Source organism: Nocardiopsis trehalosi NBRC 14201, assembly GCF_001552555.1.
In the GTDB taxonomy this organism is placed as follows: Bacteria; Actinomycetota; Actinomycetes; order Streptosporangiales; family Streptosporangiaceae; genus Nocardiopsis_B; species Nocardiopsis_B trehalosi.
In genome coordinates, this window is sequence record NZ_BCRK01000153.1 from 1 (window position 1) to 14,945 (window position 14,945).

At 74.4% G+C, this 14,945-nt stretch carries 13 protein-coding genes; 3 read left to right on the forward strand and 10 right to left on the reverse strand.

Features of this window, described 5'->3' with window-relative positions; translation table 11 throughout:
- Positions 1–82 precede the first annotated feature (82 nt).
- Positions 83–1,243, forward strand: coding sequence for a M20 family metallopeptidase (locus NT8_RS21600; protein WP_067972738.1), 1,161 nt, complete (start codon positions 83–85; stop codon positions 1,241–1,243).
- 99 nt (positions 1,244–1,342) lie between these two features.
- Here NT8_RS21600 and NT8_RS21605 read toward each other — a convergent pair whose 3' ends face one another.
- The 6 genes from NT8_RS21605 to NT8_RS21630 all read right to left on the reverse strand — a co-directional run bounded on the left by NT8_RS21605 (position 1,343) and on the right by NT8_RS21630 (position 9,386).
- The gene (locus NT8_RS21605; RefSeq protein ID WP_067972773.1) at positions 1,343–1,900 is read right to left on the reverse strand and encodes a GTP-binding protein; all 558 of its coding nucleotides are present in this window, start codon (positions 1,898–1,900) and stop codon (positions 1,343–1,345) included.
- A 16-nt stretch (positions 1,901–1,916) separates the two neighbouring features.
- Positions 1,917–2,276 carry a DUF742 domain-containing protein gene (locus tag NT8_RS21610; protein ID WP_084469167.1) on the reverse strand — a complete coding sequence of 120 codons (360 nt, stop codon included), beginning with the start codon at positions 2,274–2,276 and terminating at the stop codon, positions 1,917–1,919.
- A gap of 64 nt (positions 2,277–2,340) precedes the next feature.
- Entirely contained in the window at positions 2,341–2,766 is a 426-nt protein-coding gene (locus NT8_RS21615) for a roadblock/LC7 domain-containing protein (RefSeq protein ID WP_067972739.1), read from the reverse strand.
- Positions 2,767–2,806: 40 nt separating this feature from the next.
- Complete coding sequence (locus NT8_RS21620) at positions 2,807–4,306, reverse strand: sensor histidine kinase (protein WP_157515927.1); 1,500 nt, start codon at positions 4,304–4,306, stop codon at positions 2,807–2,809.
- 471 nt (positions 4,307–4,777) lie between these two features.
- Positions 4,778–8,704, reverse strand: coding sequence for an ATP-dependent RNA helicase HrpA (gene hrpA / locus NT8_RS21625; RefSeq protein WP_067972745.1), 3,927 nt, complete (start codon positions 8,702–8,704; stop codon positions 4,778–4,780).
- A 64-nt stretch (positions 8,705–8,768) separates the two neighbouring features.
- Positions 8,769–9,386: a TetR/AcrR family transcriptional regulator gene (locus NT8_RS21630; protein ID WP_067972748.1), complete on the reverse strand. Its 618-nt coding sequence runs from the start codon at positions 9,384–9,386 to the stop codon at positions 8,769–8,771.
- A gap of 148 nt (positions 9,387–9,534) precedes the next feature.
- Between NT8_RS21630 and NT8_RS21635 the strand changes: the two genes are divergently transcribed.
- On the forward strand, positions 9,535–10,740 hold the full coding sequence (locus NT8_RS21635) for a DUF418 domain-containing protein (protein ID WP_067972752.1): 1,206 nt from the start codon (positions 9,535–9,537) through the stop codon (positions 10,738–10,740).
- On the opposite strand, the gene NT8_RS21640 is transcribed toward NT8_RS21635, so the two are convergent.
- From NT8_RS21640 to dhaK, 3 genes are read right to left on the reverse strand one after another with little or no spacing between them, the layout of a single operon-like run.
- Positions 10,719–11,285, reverse strand: coding sequence for a dihydrofolate reductase family protein (locus tag NT8_RS21640; protein WP_067972755.1), 567 nt, complete (start codon positions 11,283–11,285; stop codon positions 10,719–10,721). The two genes, NT8_RS21635 and NT8_RS21640, sit on opposite strands and share 22 nt — an antisense overlap.
- Positions 11,282–11,920 carry a dihydroxyacetone kinase subunit DhaL gene (gene dhaL, locus NT8_RS21645; RefSeq protein ID WP_067972758.1) on the reverse strand — a complete coding sequence of 213 codons (639 nt, stop codon included), beginning with the start codon at positions 11,918–11,920 and terminating at the stop codon, positions 11,282–11,284. The genes NT8_RS21640 and dhaL overlap by 4 nt, the downstream gene beginning before the upstream one ends.
- Before the next feature lie 32 nt (positions 11,921–11,952).
- Complete coding sequence (gene dhaK, locus NT8_RS21650) at positions 11,953–12,951, reverse strand: dihydroxyacetone kinase subunit DhaK (protein WP_067972761.1); 999 nt, start codon at positions 12,949–12,951, stop codon at positions 11,953–11,955.
- A 107-nt stretch (positions 12,952–13,058) separates the two neighbouring features.
- Here dhaK and dhaM point away from each other — a divergent pair, with 107 nt between their 5' ends.
- Positions 13,059–13,466, forward strand: coding sequence for a dihydroxyacetone kinase phosphoryl donor subunit DhaM (gene dhaM / locus NT8_RS21655; protein WP_067972764.1), 408 nt, complete (start codon positions 13,059–13,061; stop codon positions 13,464–13,466).
- A 67-nt stretch (positions 13,467–13,533) separates the two neighbouring features.
- On the opposite strand, the gene NT8_RS21660 is transcribed toward dhaM, so the two are convergent.
- Positions 13,534–14,817, reverse strand: coding sequence for a serine hydrolase domain-containing protein (locus tag NT8_RS21660; protein ID WP_067972766.1), 1,284 nt, complete (start codon positions 14,815–14,817; stop codon positions 13,534–13,536).
- Between the last annotated feature and the right edge of the window lie 128 nt (positions 14,818–14,945).

Consider the following 14,945-nt stretch of genomic DNA (forward strand, 5'->3'; position numbering starts at 1 on the left):
CCCCCGGCCGACCGGCCCCGGCGCGGGCGGGGCACCCGCCCCGCCCGCGCCTCCCCGTTCCCCGCGACCAGGAAGTGACCCCGTGACCGACCCCGCCGCCCTCGCCCGCATCGCCGACCTCGCCCGCCGCGACCTGCCCGAGGTCCTCGCCGACCTGCGCCGCCTGGTGGAGCTGGAGACCCCGAGCAACGACAAGGCCCTGCTCGACGCCGGCCTGGACGGCATCGAGGCGTGGCTGGTGGAGCGGCTGGGCGCGCCCGCCGAGCGGGTGCGCCACGCCGGCGGGGAGTACGGCGACGTGCTGGAGGCGGTCTACCCCGGCACCGGCGCCGGCGACGTGCTCTTCCTGTGCCACTACGACACGGTGTGGCCGCGCGGCACCCTGGCGGTGTGGCCCGCCGCCGTCGAGGGCGACCGGTTCACCGGCCCGGGGTGCTTCGACATGAAGGCCGGCATCGTCCAGGGCGCGTGGGCGCTGCGCGCCCTGCGCGAACTCGGCCTGCCCGTGCCCACGGTGCGGTGGGTGCTCAACGGGGACGAGGAGATCGGCAGCCCCGCGTCGCGCCCGCACATCGAGCGGGCGGCGGCGGACACCGACCTGGCGCTGGTGCTGGAGCCGAGCCGGGCGGGCCGGGTCAAGACCCGGCGCAAGGGCATGGGCCTGTTCGACCTCGCGGTGCACGGCGTCGAGTCGCACGCCGGACTCGACCCCGAGGCGGGGGCGAGCGCCGTGCACGCCATCGCCGAGCTGATCCCGCGGGTGACCGCCCTCGCCGCCCCCGAGCGCGGCACCACCGTCAACGTCGGCGTGGTCTCCGGCGGCACCGGCCGCAACGTCGTGGCCGGGCACGCCACCGCGCAGATCGACGTGCGCGTGCAGGACCCCGCCGAGATGCCGCGGATCGACGCCGGGCTCGCGGCGCTCACCGCGGCCGACCCGCGGGTGCGGGTGGAGCTGTCCGGCGGCTGGAACCGGCCGCCGATGAACCCCAACTCCGCCACCGAGGAGATGTTCGCGCTGGCCCGCGAGGTGGCGGCCGGGCTGGGCGCCGACCTGGAGCAGACCGCCGTGGGCGGGGCCAGCGACGGCAACTTCGTGTCGGCCCTGGGCCGCGCGGTCCTCGACGGGATGGGCGCCGCGGGCTCCGGCCCGCACGCGCGCGACGAGCACGTGCTGATCAGCGCCACCCCGCACCAGGTGGCCCTCGCAGCCGGCCTGCTCACGGCGGTCGCGGCCCGCTGACCCGCCTCGGACGACGTCAGGGGCGCGCCGCGATCGCGGCGCGCCCCTTCGCGCGGGTGGAGCGGGGTCCGGGTGCCGGGCGCCGCTCCGCCGCGGCCGTCAGACGAGCTGCGGCGTCTTCGGCCGCGACAGCGTGTACTCCAGCAGGCGCCGCAGCACCTGACCGGACGACCGGCGGTCGCGGGCGTCGAAGTCCACGATGGGGATGTCCGGAGCGATCTCCAGCGCCTCGCGGATCTCCTCGACGGTGTAGCCCAGCTCCCCGTCGAAGCGGTTCAGCGCCACGATGTAGGGGATCGTCTGGTTCTTCTCGAAGTAGTCGATCGCGTCGAAGCAGTCGGCGAGCCGGCGGCTGTCGACCACGATGACCGCGCCCACCGCGCCGCGCACGATGTCGTCCCACATGAACCAGAACCGCGCCTGGCCCGGGGTGCCGAACATGTACATGACCAGCTCCTGCTCCAGCGTGAGCCGACCGAAGTCCATGGCGACGGTGGTGGTGACCTTGTCGGGGGTGGCCGACGTGTCGTCGTGCTCCCGGCTCGCCTCGGTCATCACGGCCTCGGTGGTGACCGGGGGGATCTCCGACACCGAACCGACGAGGGTGGTCTTGCCCGCGCCGAACCCGCCCGCGATGACGATCTTGGTGGAGACCAGCGGCGCCGGCCCCGGGTTACTGGAAGAGACGTTCGAGTCCACGGAGCGCCCTCTCGAGAACTTGGTTTTCCGACGGACTGTGGCCCGTGATGGTCGGATGGATGTAGACGAGCCCCTGATCGGCGAGATCGCTCAGCAGCACCTGGGTGACGCCCATGGGGATCTTGAGCTCGGCGGCGATCTCGGCGACCGAGCGCGCCTCCCGGCACAGCTCGAAGATGTTCCGCGACTCGGGCAGCAGGTTCTCCGGGACCGCGGCGTTGGTGTCCGCGGTGGACACCAGGGTCTGCACCATCAACGGGTGGCGGGAGCGGGTGCGGCCACCGGTGAAGGTGTAGGGCCGGATCCGCGCGCCCCTTCTCCTGCGAATGCTCATTGCGGTGGCACCCTCTTCCGGCTACGAAGGGAACTCGGCGTTGTGCTGGGGAAGGCCGGTCCGGTCACGGTGCCATGACCTCGCGCAACTGGTTGCGCAGCTGCGGCGTGAGCGCGTGGCCCGCGCTCTCGACGAGCAGCGTCATCTTGTAGGCGACGATCTTCATGTCCGCGTCCCCGGAGGTCAGCACGGCCAGCGACGACCCGTCGCTGATGGACATGACGAACAGGTAGCCGTGCTGCATGCGCAGGATGAGCTGCTCGGTGTCGCCCTTGGCGAACATGCGCGCGGTGCCGTCGGCCAGGCTCTGCAGGCCGCTGGCGATCGCGGCGAGCTGCTCCGCGTACTGCTCGGGGAAGTCGCGCGAGGCGGCCAGGAGCAGACCGTCGGAGGAGACGACCACCGCGTGCTCGACGCCGGGGACTTCGGAGACGAAGTTGGAGATGAGCCAGGTGAAGTTCCGGGCACTCTCACTCAAGCGGTTGTCCATATCCGTCCAGATCTCGGTTGTGTCGGTCAGGGGCGCGGTCCTACTCATCGCCGGACGCTTCCCGCTGGCCTTCCTCGAAGCCCGCGAGGTCGGCGCGGATGCGCTCGGCCCGGGAGAGGCCGTCATCGTCCTGGGACGCGTCGCCGCCGGCCGGGGCGGCGTCGTCGGTGCCGGGGGCGCCGTCGGTCGGCAGCATCGGCACCGGGGCGGTGTTGCGGTGCGCGCTTCGTCGCGGCAGCCCCGCCGCTGTCACGGATGAGTCCATGGCGCTGCTCTTCTCCTGCCGGGACGCGTCGGGAGCGGGCTGCGCCGACCGGTACGCCGGGCCGCCGGAGAAGGAGGAACCGGACGCGACCCGGGGGGGCGCGGTACGGAGGGCGGGCTGGGGGGCGGCGGCACGCGGTCCGGTGGAACCGAACAGGTCCTTGGGCACGATCACGTGGGCGCTGATACCGCGGAAGGCGCGGGCCTCCAGCTGCACCTGGACGCCGTGCCGGTGGGCGATGCGGCTGACGACGTAGAGGCCCATGTGCCGCATGACGGTCTCGTCGAGCACGGGCTCGCCGCTGAGGCGGGCGTTGAGCGAGGTGAGCCGCTCGGCGGGGATGCCGATGCCCTCGTCCTCGACGGTGATGAGCAGCCGGTCGCCGGACATCGCCTGGGCGCTGACGACGACCTGGGCGTGCTCGGGCGACTTGTCGGTGGCGTTGTCCATCAGCTCGGCCAGCAGGTGGCTGAGGTCGTCGGCGGCGGCGCCGGTGATGAAGAGCTCCGGCAGGCGGCCGAGCTGGACGCGCTGGTACTCGCTGATCTCGGAGATCGCGGCGCGCGCGACGTCGAGCAGGGGGACGGGTTCGGTGGAGGTGTCCCCGCTGTCCTGCCCGGCGAGCACCAGCAGGTTCTCGCCGTTGCGCCGCATCCGGGTCGCGAGGTTGTCGATCTTGAACAGCTTCTCCAGCAGTTCGGGGTCCTCGCTGGAGTCCTCCAGCTCCTCGACGACCTCGATCAGGGAGTCGACCAGCGCCAGGTCGCGCATCGCCAGCCCGGCGAGGGTGCCGGTGACCAGGTCCGCCGGGGCCTTGGCGGGGGCGGCGGCCGGGGCCGGCACGGGGGCGGCCTCGGCGGGGACGGCCTGGGCCGCCGGTGCGGCGGCGGGCGCGGCCTGCTGCGGGACGGCCGGTACGGCGTACTGCGGGGCCGCCGGGGCGGCCTGCTGCGGCTGGCCGGCGTGCGCCTGGGTCTGCTGGGGGTCCTGCTGGTAGTAGCCGTGCGGCGCCTGCGGGGCGCCGTAGGGCTGCTGGACGGTGCCGTAGCCGGCCTGCTGGGCCTGCTGCTGCGCGTGGTGGTGCTGGGCCTGCTGCTGCGCGTACTGGTGCTGCGCGAGCTGCTGGGCGTAGACCCGCTGCTGCTCGTTGAACAGCTCCTGGGCGGTCATCCGCCCAGGCGGGCGCTCCTGGCGCCCGAGGCCCAGCCGGTTGAGGAACCGCTGCCAGCGCCCGGGAGGGGGCGGCGGCGGGGCGGCGTGGTCGGGGCGCATCATATGCGCGAGAGGGTGCTCCCCTTGGTGCCCAGCCGGTGGCTGCGCCGGGGGCTGATTCCCTTGCCCAGTCGGTGATGGCGCGTGCGCCACAGCACATCTCCTTGCCTGCGGGGGAACTGACCGGCAGCGGGGCCGCTCCGCTCGATCCGCGGCCGGTCGGTGTCCGGAGGCCGGGGAGCGGGAGTTAGACCGATCGCATTGCGTGACCGCGGCCGCGACGGGCGAACCGCCGGAGCAACCGCCTCGATATGAACGAATCGGCGGTCACGCTAGCACAAAATGCTTATGCAGTCGGCAATCTACGCCATATCAGCGGGCTCCGTCGGGCTCTGCGGAGCCCGGCGGACGAACCGGTCGGCATGCGCGCGGTATCCGCGCGGTGACCTGCGGCGACGGCGCGCGCCCGGCGCCGCCTGTGATCAACGCCACCCGGGCGCCGCGGCGCGGACGCCCTGCTCAGCGGCCGGCCGGTCACCCCTTCACGGCCTCGATGGCCCGCAGGACGCGCTTCTCGGAGACCGGCTGGGCGGTGCCGACCTCCTGGGCGAAGAAGCTGACCCGCAGCTCCTCCAGCATCCAGCGGACGGCGCGCACGTCGGGGTCGTCGGCGCGGCCCGGCGGCAGCCCGGCCAGCAGCTTCTCGTAGGCGAGCCGCATCTGCTCGACCTTGGCGACGGCCACCTGATCGCGGCGCGGGTTCTCGGGCAGCTTGGCCAGCCGGTGCTCGATCGCCCGCAGGTAGCGGAGGAGGTCGGGCAGGCGGTCGCGGCCGGTCTCGGCGACGAACCCGGCGTGGACGAGCCCGGCGAGCTGGTTCTGCACGTCGTTGAGCGACGGCAGCACCGCCAGGCTGGTGGTGCCCTTGATCGAGCGGCCGACGCGGTGTGCGGCGCCGAGCACCTTGGCGGTGGTGGCGACGACCTCCTCCAGCGCGGGCGCGAGGTCGGCGCGCACGGCGTCGCGCAGCGCGGCGAAGGCGTCGGGGTCCCACACCGGGCCGCCCGCACGCTCGGTGAGCGCGTCGACGGCGCACGCCCGGCAGTCCTCGAAGAGGGCGGGCACGCCCCCGTGCGGGTTGCGGCTCAGGGCGAGCTTGGCGGGCATGTCGAGGCGGCGCTGCACCTGGGCCGACGGGTCGGGGACGGTGAGCAGCAGCAGCCGCCGGGTGCCGCGGCGCATGGCGGCCCGCTGCTCGTCCTCGGTGTCGAAGATGCGGACGCCGACCGCGGCGCCCTCGTCCACCAGAGCGGGGTAGCCCTTGACGGCGGGGCCGGCGGAGCGGCGCTCGAACGTGCGCTCCAGCGGCCCGAAGTCCCAGTCGGTGCGGCCCTTCTTCTCGATGTCGCGGGCCTCGGCCGAGATGGCCTGCTGGAGGCGGGGCTTGAGCCGAGCGCGCAGGGCGTCGAGGTCCTTGTCCTCGGCCAGGGCGCGCCCGCGGTCGTCCACGGCGCGGAACGTCATGCGCAGGTGGTCGGGGACCCGGTCGAGCTGGAAGTCGCCGGCGGAGATCCGCTCGCCGCCGATGCGCGACAGCTCGCGGGCGAGCGCCTCGGCCAGCGGTTCGCCGGAGGGGGTGAGCCGGTCGAGGACGGCGGCGGCGTGGTCGGGCACCGGCACGAAGTTGCGGCGCAGCGGCTTGGGCAGGGAGCGCAGCAGGGCGGTGACGAGGTCGCGGCGCAGCCCGGGGATCTGCCAGTCGAAGCCGTCGGCGCTCACCTGGTTGAGCACCTTCAGCGGGATGTGCACGGTGACGCCGTCGGCCTCGGTGCCGGGCTCGAACTGGTAGGTGAGCGGGAACGCGAAGCCGTCGCGCTGCCAGGTGTCGGGGTAGTCGTCCTCGCTGACGCCGGCCGAGCCCTCGTTGATGAGCATCGACTTCTCGAACGACAGCAGGTCGGGGTCGGCGCGGCGGGCGCGTTTCCACCAGGTGTCGAAGTGGGCGGCGGAGACGGCCTCGGCGCCCACCCGCTCGTCGTAGAACCGGAAGAGGGTCTCGTCGTCGACGAGGATGTCGCGGCGCCGCGCCCGGTGCTCCAGGTCCTCGACCTCGGCGAGCAGCCGCCGGTTCTCGTGGAAGAAGCGGTGGTGGGTCTGCCAGTCGCCCTCGACCAGGGCGTGCCGGATGAACAGCTCGCGCGACACCTCGGGGTCGATGGTCCCGTAGCCGACCTTGCGCTGCGCGACGATCGGCACCCCGTAGAGGGTGACCCGCTCGTAGGCCATGACGGCGCCGCGGTTCTTCTCCCAGTGGGGCTCGCTGTAGGTGCGCTTGACGACGTGCCCGGCGAGGCGCTCGGCCCACTCGGGTTCGATGCGGGCGACCATGCGGCCCCACAGCCGGGAGGTCTCGACCAGCTCGGCGGCCATGACGTAGCGGGGCTGCTTCTTGAACAGCGACGACCCGGGGAAGATGGCGAACCGGGCGCCGCGGCCGCCCAGGTACTCGTGCTTCTCGGGGTCCTTGAGCCCGATGTGCGACAGCAGTCCGGCCAGCAGCGAGATGTGCACGTTGCGGGGGTCGGGGGCCGCGGTGTTGAGCGTGATGCCCATGGTGCGGGCGACCTGCTTGAGCTGGCCGTAGATGTCCTGCCACTCGCGGACGCGCAGGTAGTTGAGGAACTCGGTGCGGCACAGCCGGCGGAACTGGTTGCCCGACAGCTCCCGCTGCTTCTCCTGCAGGTGGTTCCACAGGTTGAGGTAGGCGAGGAAGTCGGACTCCTTGTCGGCGAAGCGCGCGTGCATCTCGGCGGCGGCCTGCTGCTTGTCGACGGGCCGCTCGCGCGGGTCCTGGATGGACAGCGCGGCCGCGATGATCATGACCTCGCGCACGCACCCGTTCTCCTCGGCCGCGAGGACCATGCGGCCCAGTCGGGGGTCGACCGGGAGCTGGGCCAGCTTGCGGCCGAGCGGGGTGAGGCGGTGGCGCGGGTCGGCCGCCTCGGGGTCGAGCGCCCCCAGCTCCTGGAGCAGGTGGACGCCGTCCTTGATCTGGCGGTGGTCGGGGCCCTCGACGAACGGGAACGCCGCGATGTCGCCCAGGCCCAGCGCGGCCATCTGCAGGATGACCGACGCGAGGTTGGTGCGCAGGATCTCCGGATCGGTGAACTCCGGGCGGGAGAGGAAGTCCTCCTCGGAGTACAGCCGGATGCAGATGCCCTCGGCGACGCGGCCGCAGCGCCCCTTGCGCTGGTTGGCCGACGCCTGCGACACGGCCTCGATGGGCAGCCGCTGCACCTTGGTGCGGTGGCTGTAGCGGGAGATGCGGGCGGTGCCGGGGTCGATGACGTAGCGGATGCCCGGGACGGTCAGCGAGGTCTCGGCGACGTTGGTGGCGAGGACGACCCGGCGGCCCCGGTGCGCGGTGAAGACGCGGTGCTGCTCGGCGGCGGAGAGCCGGGCGTACAGCGGGAGGATCTCGGTGTCGGCCAGGCGCTGCTTCTCCAGCGCCTCGGCGGTGTCGCGGATCTCGCGCTCGCCGCTGAGGAACACCAGGATGTCGCCGGTCCCCTCGCCGCGCAGCTCGTCGACCGCGTCGCAGATGGCCTGCACCTGGTCGCGGTCGTCGCCGGGGCGGTCGGGGTCGGCGCCGTCGGCGGGGTCGGCGTCGATCGGGCGGTAGCGCACCTCGACGGGGTAGGTCCGGCCGGAGACCTCGACGATCGGGGCGTCGCCGAAGTGCCGGGAGAACCGCTCGGGGTCGATGGTGGCCGAGGTGATGACGACCTTGAGCTCGGGCCGGCGGGGCAGCAGCTGCTTGATGTAGCCGAGCAGGAAGTCGATGTTGAGGCTGCGCTCGTGGGCCTCGTCGATGATGAGGGTGTCGTAGCGGCGCAGCATCCGGTCCTGCTGGATCTCGGCGAGCAGGATGCCGTCGGTCATGACCTTGACCAGGGTGTCGTCGCCGGAGTGGTCGGTGAACCGGACCTTGTAGCCGACGGCCTCGCCCAGGGGCGAGGCGAGCTCCTCGGCGATGCGCTCGGCGACGGTGCGCGCGGCGATGCGGCGGGGCTGGGTGTGCCCGATGGCGCCCTGCACGCCGCGGCCCAGCTCCATGCAGATCTTGGGCAGCTGGGTGGTCTTGCCCGACCCGGTCTCGCCGGCGACGATCACCACCTGGTGGTCGCGGATGGCCTCGGCGATGTCGTCGCGGCGCCGGCTCACCGGGAGGGCGTCGGGGTAGGTGATGCGCGGGACGGCGGCGCGGCGGCGGTCGACGCGCGCCCGCGCCTGGTCGAGCGCCTCGGTGACCTCGGCGACGGCGGCCGCGCGGCGGCGGTCGTCGCCGATCTTCTGCAGACCGTCGATACGCCGCCGCAGCCGATGCCGGTCGGTGAGCATCAGCCCCGAAAGGCGTGCGCGGAGGTCGGACAGCGGTGATCTGGCGGGCGACGTTTTCATACCGGGTTCCAGCATATGAGCGCGGGCAAGCGGTTTTCGCCGGGGCGGGGCCGGGCGCGGCGGGTCAGCCGGCCCCGGGCACCAGGCCGAGCGCGGGCAGGATGGCCTGGTCCACGATGGCGTCGATGTGGGCGTCGTCGGGCAGCCGGGAGTGGTCCATGCCGTGCTTGATGATGAGCGCCTCCCCGATGTCGAGGACGACCGGGGTGAGCCGCGCCGGGTCGAACGCGCCGTGCCCGGCGTAGTGGTACAGGACGGTCTGGGTGAACCGGCCGCCGCGCTCGCCGAAGACCCGGGAGTACACGGCCTCGACCAGTTCGGGGTTGCGGTCGCGCGCGGTCACGACCTCGGCCACCGCGCGCGCCCCGAGGGTGGACATCCAGTCGCGCATCATCCGCAGCGCCCGCACCAGGTCGCCGCGCAGGTCGTCGGAGGACGGCGAGGGCTCCTCCTGCGGGAACACGCGTAGGAAGGCGTCGACGAGGATCTCCTCCGTCGAGGACCAGCGCCGGTAGAGGGAGGTCTTGGCGGTGGCCGCCCGCCGGGCGATGCCCTCCATCGTCATGCGGTCGACGCCGACCGCCAGCAGCTCCTCGATCGCCGCCTCGTGGATGGCGCGCACCAGTTCCTCGCCGCGCCGCCGCGTCGCGCCGGGCCGCCGTGCCGCGCCGTCGTCATTCACTCGTCCGCCACCCCTTGGATACGTTCTCGTATCTTAAGATGCCCATCTTGAGATACGCATCCGTTTCTTATGATGCTATCTTAGCTACGCAAGCGTTTCTTAACGCGCGTCCGCCGTTCCGCGGACGCCCTCGGAAAGGTACCTCCGCATGCCCCCCTCATCCGCCGCGGCACCCCCCGGTGCCCTGACCGTCGCCGAGCGGTCCCTCGCCCCCGACCTCGCCCGCGGCGTCATGCTGCTGGTCATCGCGGTCGTCCACGCGCACATCCTGCACGGCCTCGCCCACGGCGGCGCCGCCCCGACGGGCCTGGCCGACACCACCACCGCGGTCGTCGTCCTCGCCTTCGGCGAGGGCCGCGGCTACCCGATGTTCGCCGCCCTCTTCGGCTACGGACTCGCCAGCGTGTACGCGCGCCGGACCGCCCGGGGCGACACGTGGCCGGCCGCCCGCTCCCTGATCCGCCGCCGCGGGCGCTGGCTGTTCGTGTTCGGCATCCTGCACACCCTGCTGCTGTTCTTCGGCGACATCCTCGCCGTCTACGGCCTGATCGCCCTGATGTTCGCCGGGATGCTGGTCCGCACCGACCGCCGCCTGCTCGTCTGGGGCGCCGTGTGGGCCGTCGCCGGCACCGGCCTCTACTCGGTCGTCAACAACCTGCTGGTGGCCGGCGTCGAGGGCGACACCCAGGTCCTGGCGCACCCCCTGACCGACATCGCCACCCGGGCGATGACCTGGCCGGGCATGGCGCCCCTGCTGCTCATCACGTCGGTGTTCCCGTTCCTCGTGGGCATCTGGGCGGCGCGCCGCGACGTCCTCACCGCGCCGGACCGCAACCGCGCGCTGCTGGTGCGCACGGCGGCCATCGGCATCCCCGTCGGCGTCATCGGCGGCCTGCCCTACGCGCTCATCTCGGCCGGCGTGTGGGCCGGCGGGACCGGCGCGGCGACGGCCACCGGGTGGCTGTTCATGCTCACCGGCTACGCGGGCGGGTTCGGCTACGCCGCCCTCATCGCCCTGATCGCGGCCCGGATGGGCGCGCGGCGCGGCCCGGTGGCCAGGGCGCTGGCCGCGTGCGGGGAGCGGTCGATGACCTCCTACCTGCTCCAGTCCGTCGCCTGGATCGTGCTCTTCGCCCCCTACGTGCTCGACCTCGCGGTGCGCGTCAGCGGGACGGCCGCGGTGGCGATGGGCGTCGGGGTGTGGCTGGCGACGGTGGTGCTCGCCGACGTGCTGCGCCGGACCGGCGTCCGCGGACCGGCCGAGTCGGCGCTGCGCCGCCTCACCTACGGCCCCCGGCACGCGGCGCCGGCGGCCGGCCGGCCGGCGGCGGGTCAGCCCGCGGGGCGCCGGTAGGCCAGGTACACCACGCCCGAACCGAACACCCGGGTGTCCACGAGTTCCAGCCCGTAGCCGCGCTCCAGCGGCGGGAACAGCGGGGTACCACCGCCCAGCACCACCGGGTGCACGAACAGCCGGAACTCGTCGACCAGGTCGAGCCGGAGGAACGACGCCGCCAGCCTCGGCCCGCCGAGGTCCATGTCGCCCCCCGGCTCGGCCTTGAGCCGGGCGACCTCGCCGAGGAGGTCGCCCCGGACCAGCCGGGAGTTCCACCCGACCTCGGTCAGGGTCGTGGAGAACACCACCTTGGGCAGCGCGCACCACACGCGGGCGAACTCGCGGTCGGCCTCGCCGGCGGCGGGGTCGTCGCGCACCGCCGGCCAGTACCCGGCCATGTTCTCGTAGAGGCCGCGGCCGTACAGCGAGGTGTCGTAGGCCCGGGCCTGCTCGTTGTGGAAGGCCATCAGCTCGTCGTCGGGCCGCGACCACTCCAGGCCCCCGTCGCGGTCCTCGACGTAGCCGTCGAGCGACACCCCGAGGGAGTAGACGACGCTCCTCACGGGGCCTCCCCCGCGCGGTCGGCGGCGTCGGCCAGGGCGCGGAAGAGCAGCGCGGTGGACGCCGCGCCGGGGTCCTCGTGGCCGGTGGAGCGGTCGCCCAGGTAGGAGGCGCGGCCCTTGCGGGCCCGCATCGGCACGGTGGCGCGGGCCCCTTCGGCCGCGGCGTCGGCCGCGGCCCGGGCGGCCGCGGCGAGGTCGGCGCCCTCGGCCGCGCCGGCGCACAGCGCCTCGACGGCCGGCGCGAACGCGTCGACCATGGTCTTGTCGCCGGGCGCGGCGCCGCCCAGGGCCCGCACCCCGTCGAGCCCGGCCGTGAGGGCGTCGGCGACCTCGGTCGGTCCGGGCGCGGCCCCGGCGAGGTCGCGGCCCGCCGCGCGCAGCGCCGTGCCGTACAGCGGGCCCGATGCCCCGCCCACCTTGGAGATCAGCGCGGCGCCCGCGCGCACCAGCACCTCGCCGGGGGTGGTGGAGCCGTCGTCGGCGAGGGCGTCGCGCACCGCGGTGAACCCGCGGTCGAGGTTGGCGCCGTGGTCGCCGTCGCCGATGGCGGAGTCGAGTTCGGTGAGCCGGTCGCGTTCGGCGGTGACGGCGGCGGCCATGGCGGCCAGCCAGGAGCGGGCGAGGTCGGCGTCCACGGGTCCTCCAGGATCGGGGCGGATCGGGCGGGTCAGACGCCCCAGCGCAGGGCCGGGGTGTCGACGGGGGCGTCCCACAGGTCGAGGAAGCCGTCCTCGGCGGTGCACACGGTCAGCGAGCACCCCGCCATGTCGAGACTGGTCACGTAGTCGCCGACGAGGTTGCGCGCGATGCGCACGCCGCGGTCGGCGAGCCGCGCCGCGACCTCGCCGTACACCAGGTAGAGCTCGCTGAGCGGGGTGCCGCCCAGCCCGTTGACCACCACGATGACCTCGCGGCCCCGCTCGACCGGCCGGTCGTCGAGGACGGCGTCGACCATGCCCCGGACGATCTCGCGCGCCGGGCGCAGCTTCTCGCGGCGCCGGCCGGGCTCGCCGTGGATGCCCACGCCGACCTCGATCTCGTCCTCGGGCAGGTCGAACCCGGGCCGGCCGGCCGCGGGGGTGGTGCCGGCGGTCAGGGCCACCGCGAAGGACCGCGACGCGGCGTCGACCCGCCGGCCGGTGTCGGCGACCGCGGCGAGGTCGCCGCCGCGCGCCGCGGCCGCGCCGGCGATCTTCTCGACCAGCAGGGTTGCGCCGGTGCCGCGCCGCCCGGCGGTGAAGGTGGAGTCGCGCACCGCGACGTCGTCGTCGACGAGCACGGTCTCGACCCGCAGCCCCTCGTCGGCGGCGAGTTCGGCGGCGAGCCGGAAGTTCATGACGTCGCCGGTGTAGTTCTTCACGACCAGCACCGTCCCCGCCCCGGAGTCGGCGGCGCGCACGGCGGCCAGGACCTGGTCGGGCACCGGCGAGGTGAAGACCTCGCCCGGGCAGGCGGCGTCGAGCATGCCCGCGCCGACGAAGCCGGTGTGCAGCGGCTCGTGCCCGGACCCGCCGCCCGACACCAGGCCCACCTTGCCGGGCACGGCGCCCCCGGCGCGGGTGACGACGCGCGTGGCGGGGTCGACGGAGAGCCCGGGGTGGGCGGCGGCGAAGCCGGCGAGCGCGTCGTCGAGGAAGGAGTCGGCGGAGTTGAGGAACTTCTTCATGGTCGGACTCCCTCGGTGGTGGCGCCGCGGGCCGCACCGGCCGGACGACGCGTGGGGCGCACGTGACTCCCGTCACTCCGGACGCGTACCCCGTAGCCTAGTCACTCATGGAGACACGCGTCGGAATCGTCCTCGTGTCGCACAGCCGGCGGCTCGCCGAAGGCCTGTGCGACCTGCTCGGCCAGCTCGGCTCGGACCCCGGCGCGGTGGCCGCCGCCGGCGGGACCGAGGACGGCGGCATCGGGACCAGCGCCGACCTCGTGCGCGCCGCCCTCGCGCGCGTCGACCACGGGGCGGGGGTGGTGGTGCTGGCCGACATCGGCAGCGCCGTGCTCACCGCGCGCCTGGTCCTGGAGGACGGCGCGGCCGCCGGCGCGGTCCTCGTGGACGCGCCGTTCGTGGAGGGGGCGGTGGCGGCGGCCGTCACCGCCGCCTCGGGCGCCGGCGCGGCCGAGGTCGCCGCCGCCGCCCGCGAGGCCCGCGGCATCCCGAAGTTCCCCGAGGCGTCCGGCTGACAGGGGCGCCCGGCCGGCGGAGGCGTCCGGCCGGCAGCGGGGCGGGCGCCGGCCCGCCCCGGCGCCGTCAGGCCGGGAAGTACCGGTCGTACAGGTCGTGGGCGGGCCACGACTCCACCTGGCGCGAGGCCGTCCACAGCAGGCCGTCGATCGCCGAGTAGCTCAGCCCCGAGGGGTCGTCGCGCTGGTTGAACAGCACGGCCCAGCTCTTGCCGTCGTGGGTGCGCACCATCCGCGTCGAGGTGCCGTCGAGGCTGCCGTCGTGCCAGGTGTTGCGGCCGCCCCCGCTGACCGGGCGCACCATCCAGCCCATGCCGTAGTACCAGCCGCCGGCGTTGACACCGGTCTCCGGTGCGGCGAACGCCGCGGCGAGGGAGTCGGCCGAGAGCAGGCCGGGGGCGTCGTAGGCGGCGGCGAACCGCACCAGGTCGACCGCCGAGGACAGCCAGGCGCCGCCCGCGTCGCGGGTCTCCAGCCGGAAGGAGCCGTAGGGGCGGGGCACCGTGCGCCCGGAGTCGTCCAGGACGGTGCGGGCGCTGTACTGGGAGAAGTACGGCACCTCCGTGGGGGCGGCCTGCTCGGCGAGGGAGCGGCCGAGGCGCATGCGGGTGATGCCGAGCGGGGCGAGCACCTCGCGCTTGACGAACGCCTCGTAGGACTCGCCGGTGACCGCCTCGATGACCGCGCCGAGCAGGAGGTAGCCGTAGTTGGCGTAGGCGTAGGTCGTCCCCGGGTCGTGGTCGAGGGCGAACCCGGCGCCGAAGGCGATGACCTGCCGCTCGCTCAGCGGCAGCGGCACGCCCAGCGTGCGGGCGGCCTCGGCGTCGCGGTAGGTGATGTCGGGCGTGATGGCGCGGTCCCAGCCGCCCAGGTGCTGGAGCAGGCGGCGGACGGTGATGCGGGGCAGGCGCTCGTCGGCGGTGCCGGCCGCCGGGGTGAGGTCGATCAGGTCGACCACGCGGGCGTCGAGATCGAGGGCGCCGCGCTCGGCGAGGAGCAGGACGGCCGTCGCGGTGACGGGCTTGCTCAGGCTGGCGATGCGGAACAGCGCGGTGGGGCCCGGCCGCAGCGTGTCGTCGGCGGTCCAGGCGTAGGAGCGGGCGCACACGAGCCGGCCCCGGTAGGTCACCGCGAGCTGGGCGGCGGGGATGCCGCGCTCCTGCATGAACGTCTTCATGGTGGTGTCGAACGGGGCGAGGGAGGCCGCCGACGTCCCGCCCTGGCGCCATGACCGCTCCGCCGCCCGCGCCGCCGGGGCGCCGAGGACGGTCCCGCCCGCGAGCGCCGCGCCGAGTCCGGCGCCGCCCGCGAGCCTGCCGAATCCGCGCCGGCTCAGCCCTGTGTCGGTCATCCGCCGTCCTCTCCTCCGCTGCTCGGTGCTCCGGCCCGGCCCGGCGCGCGCGCCGGGCCGGAGCGTCCGACGCACGCGGCCGCCCGCCGGTTCCGCGCCGGTCCGGACCCGCCGCGACCGGCGGCCGC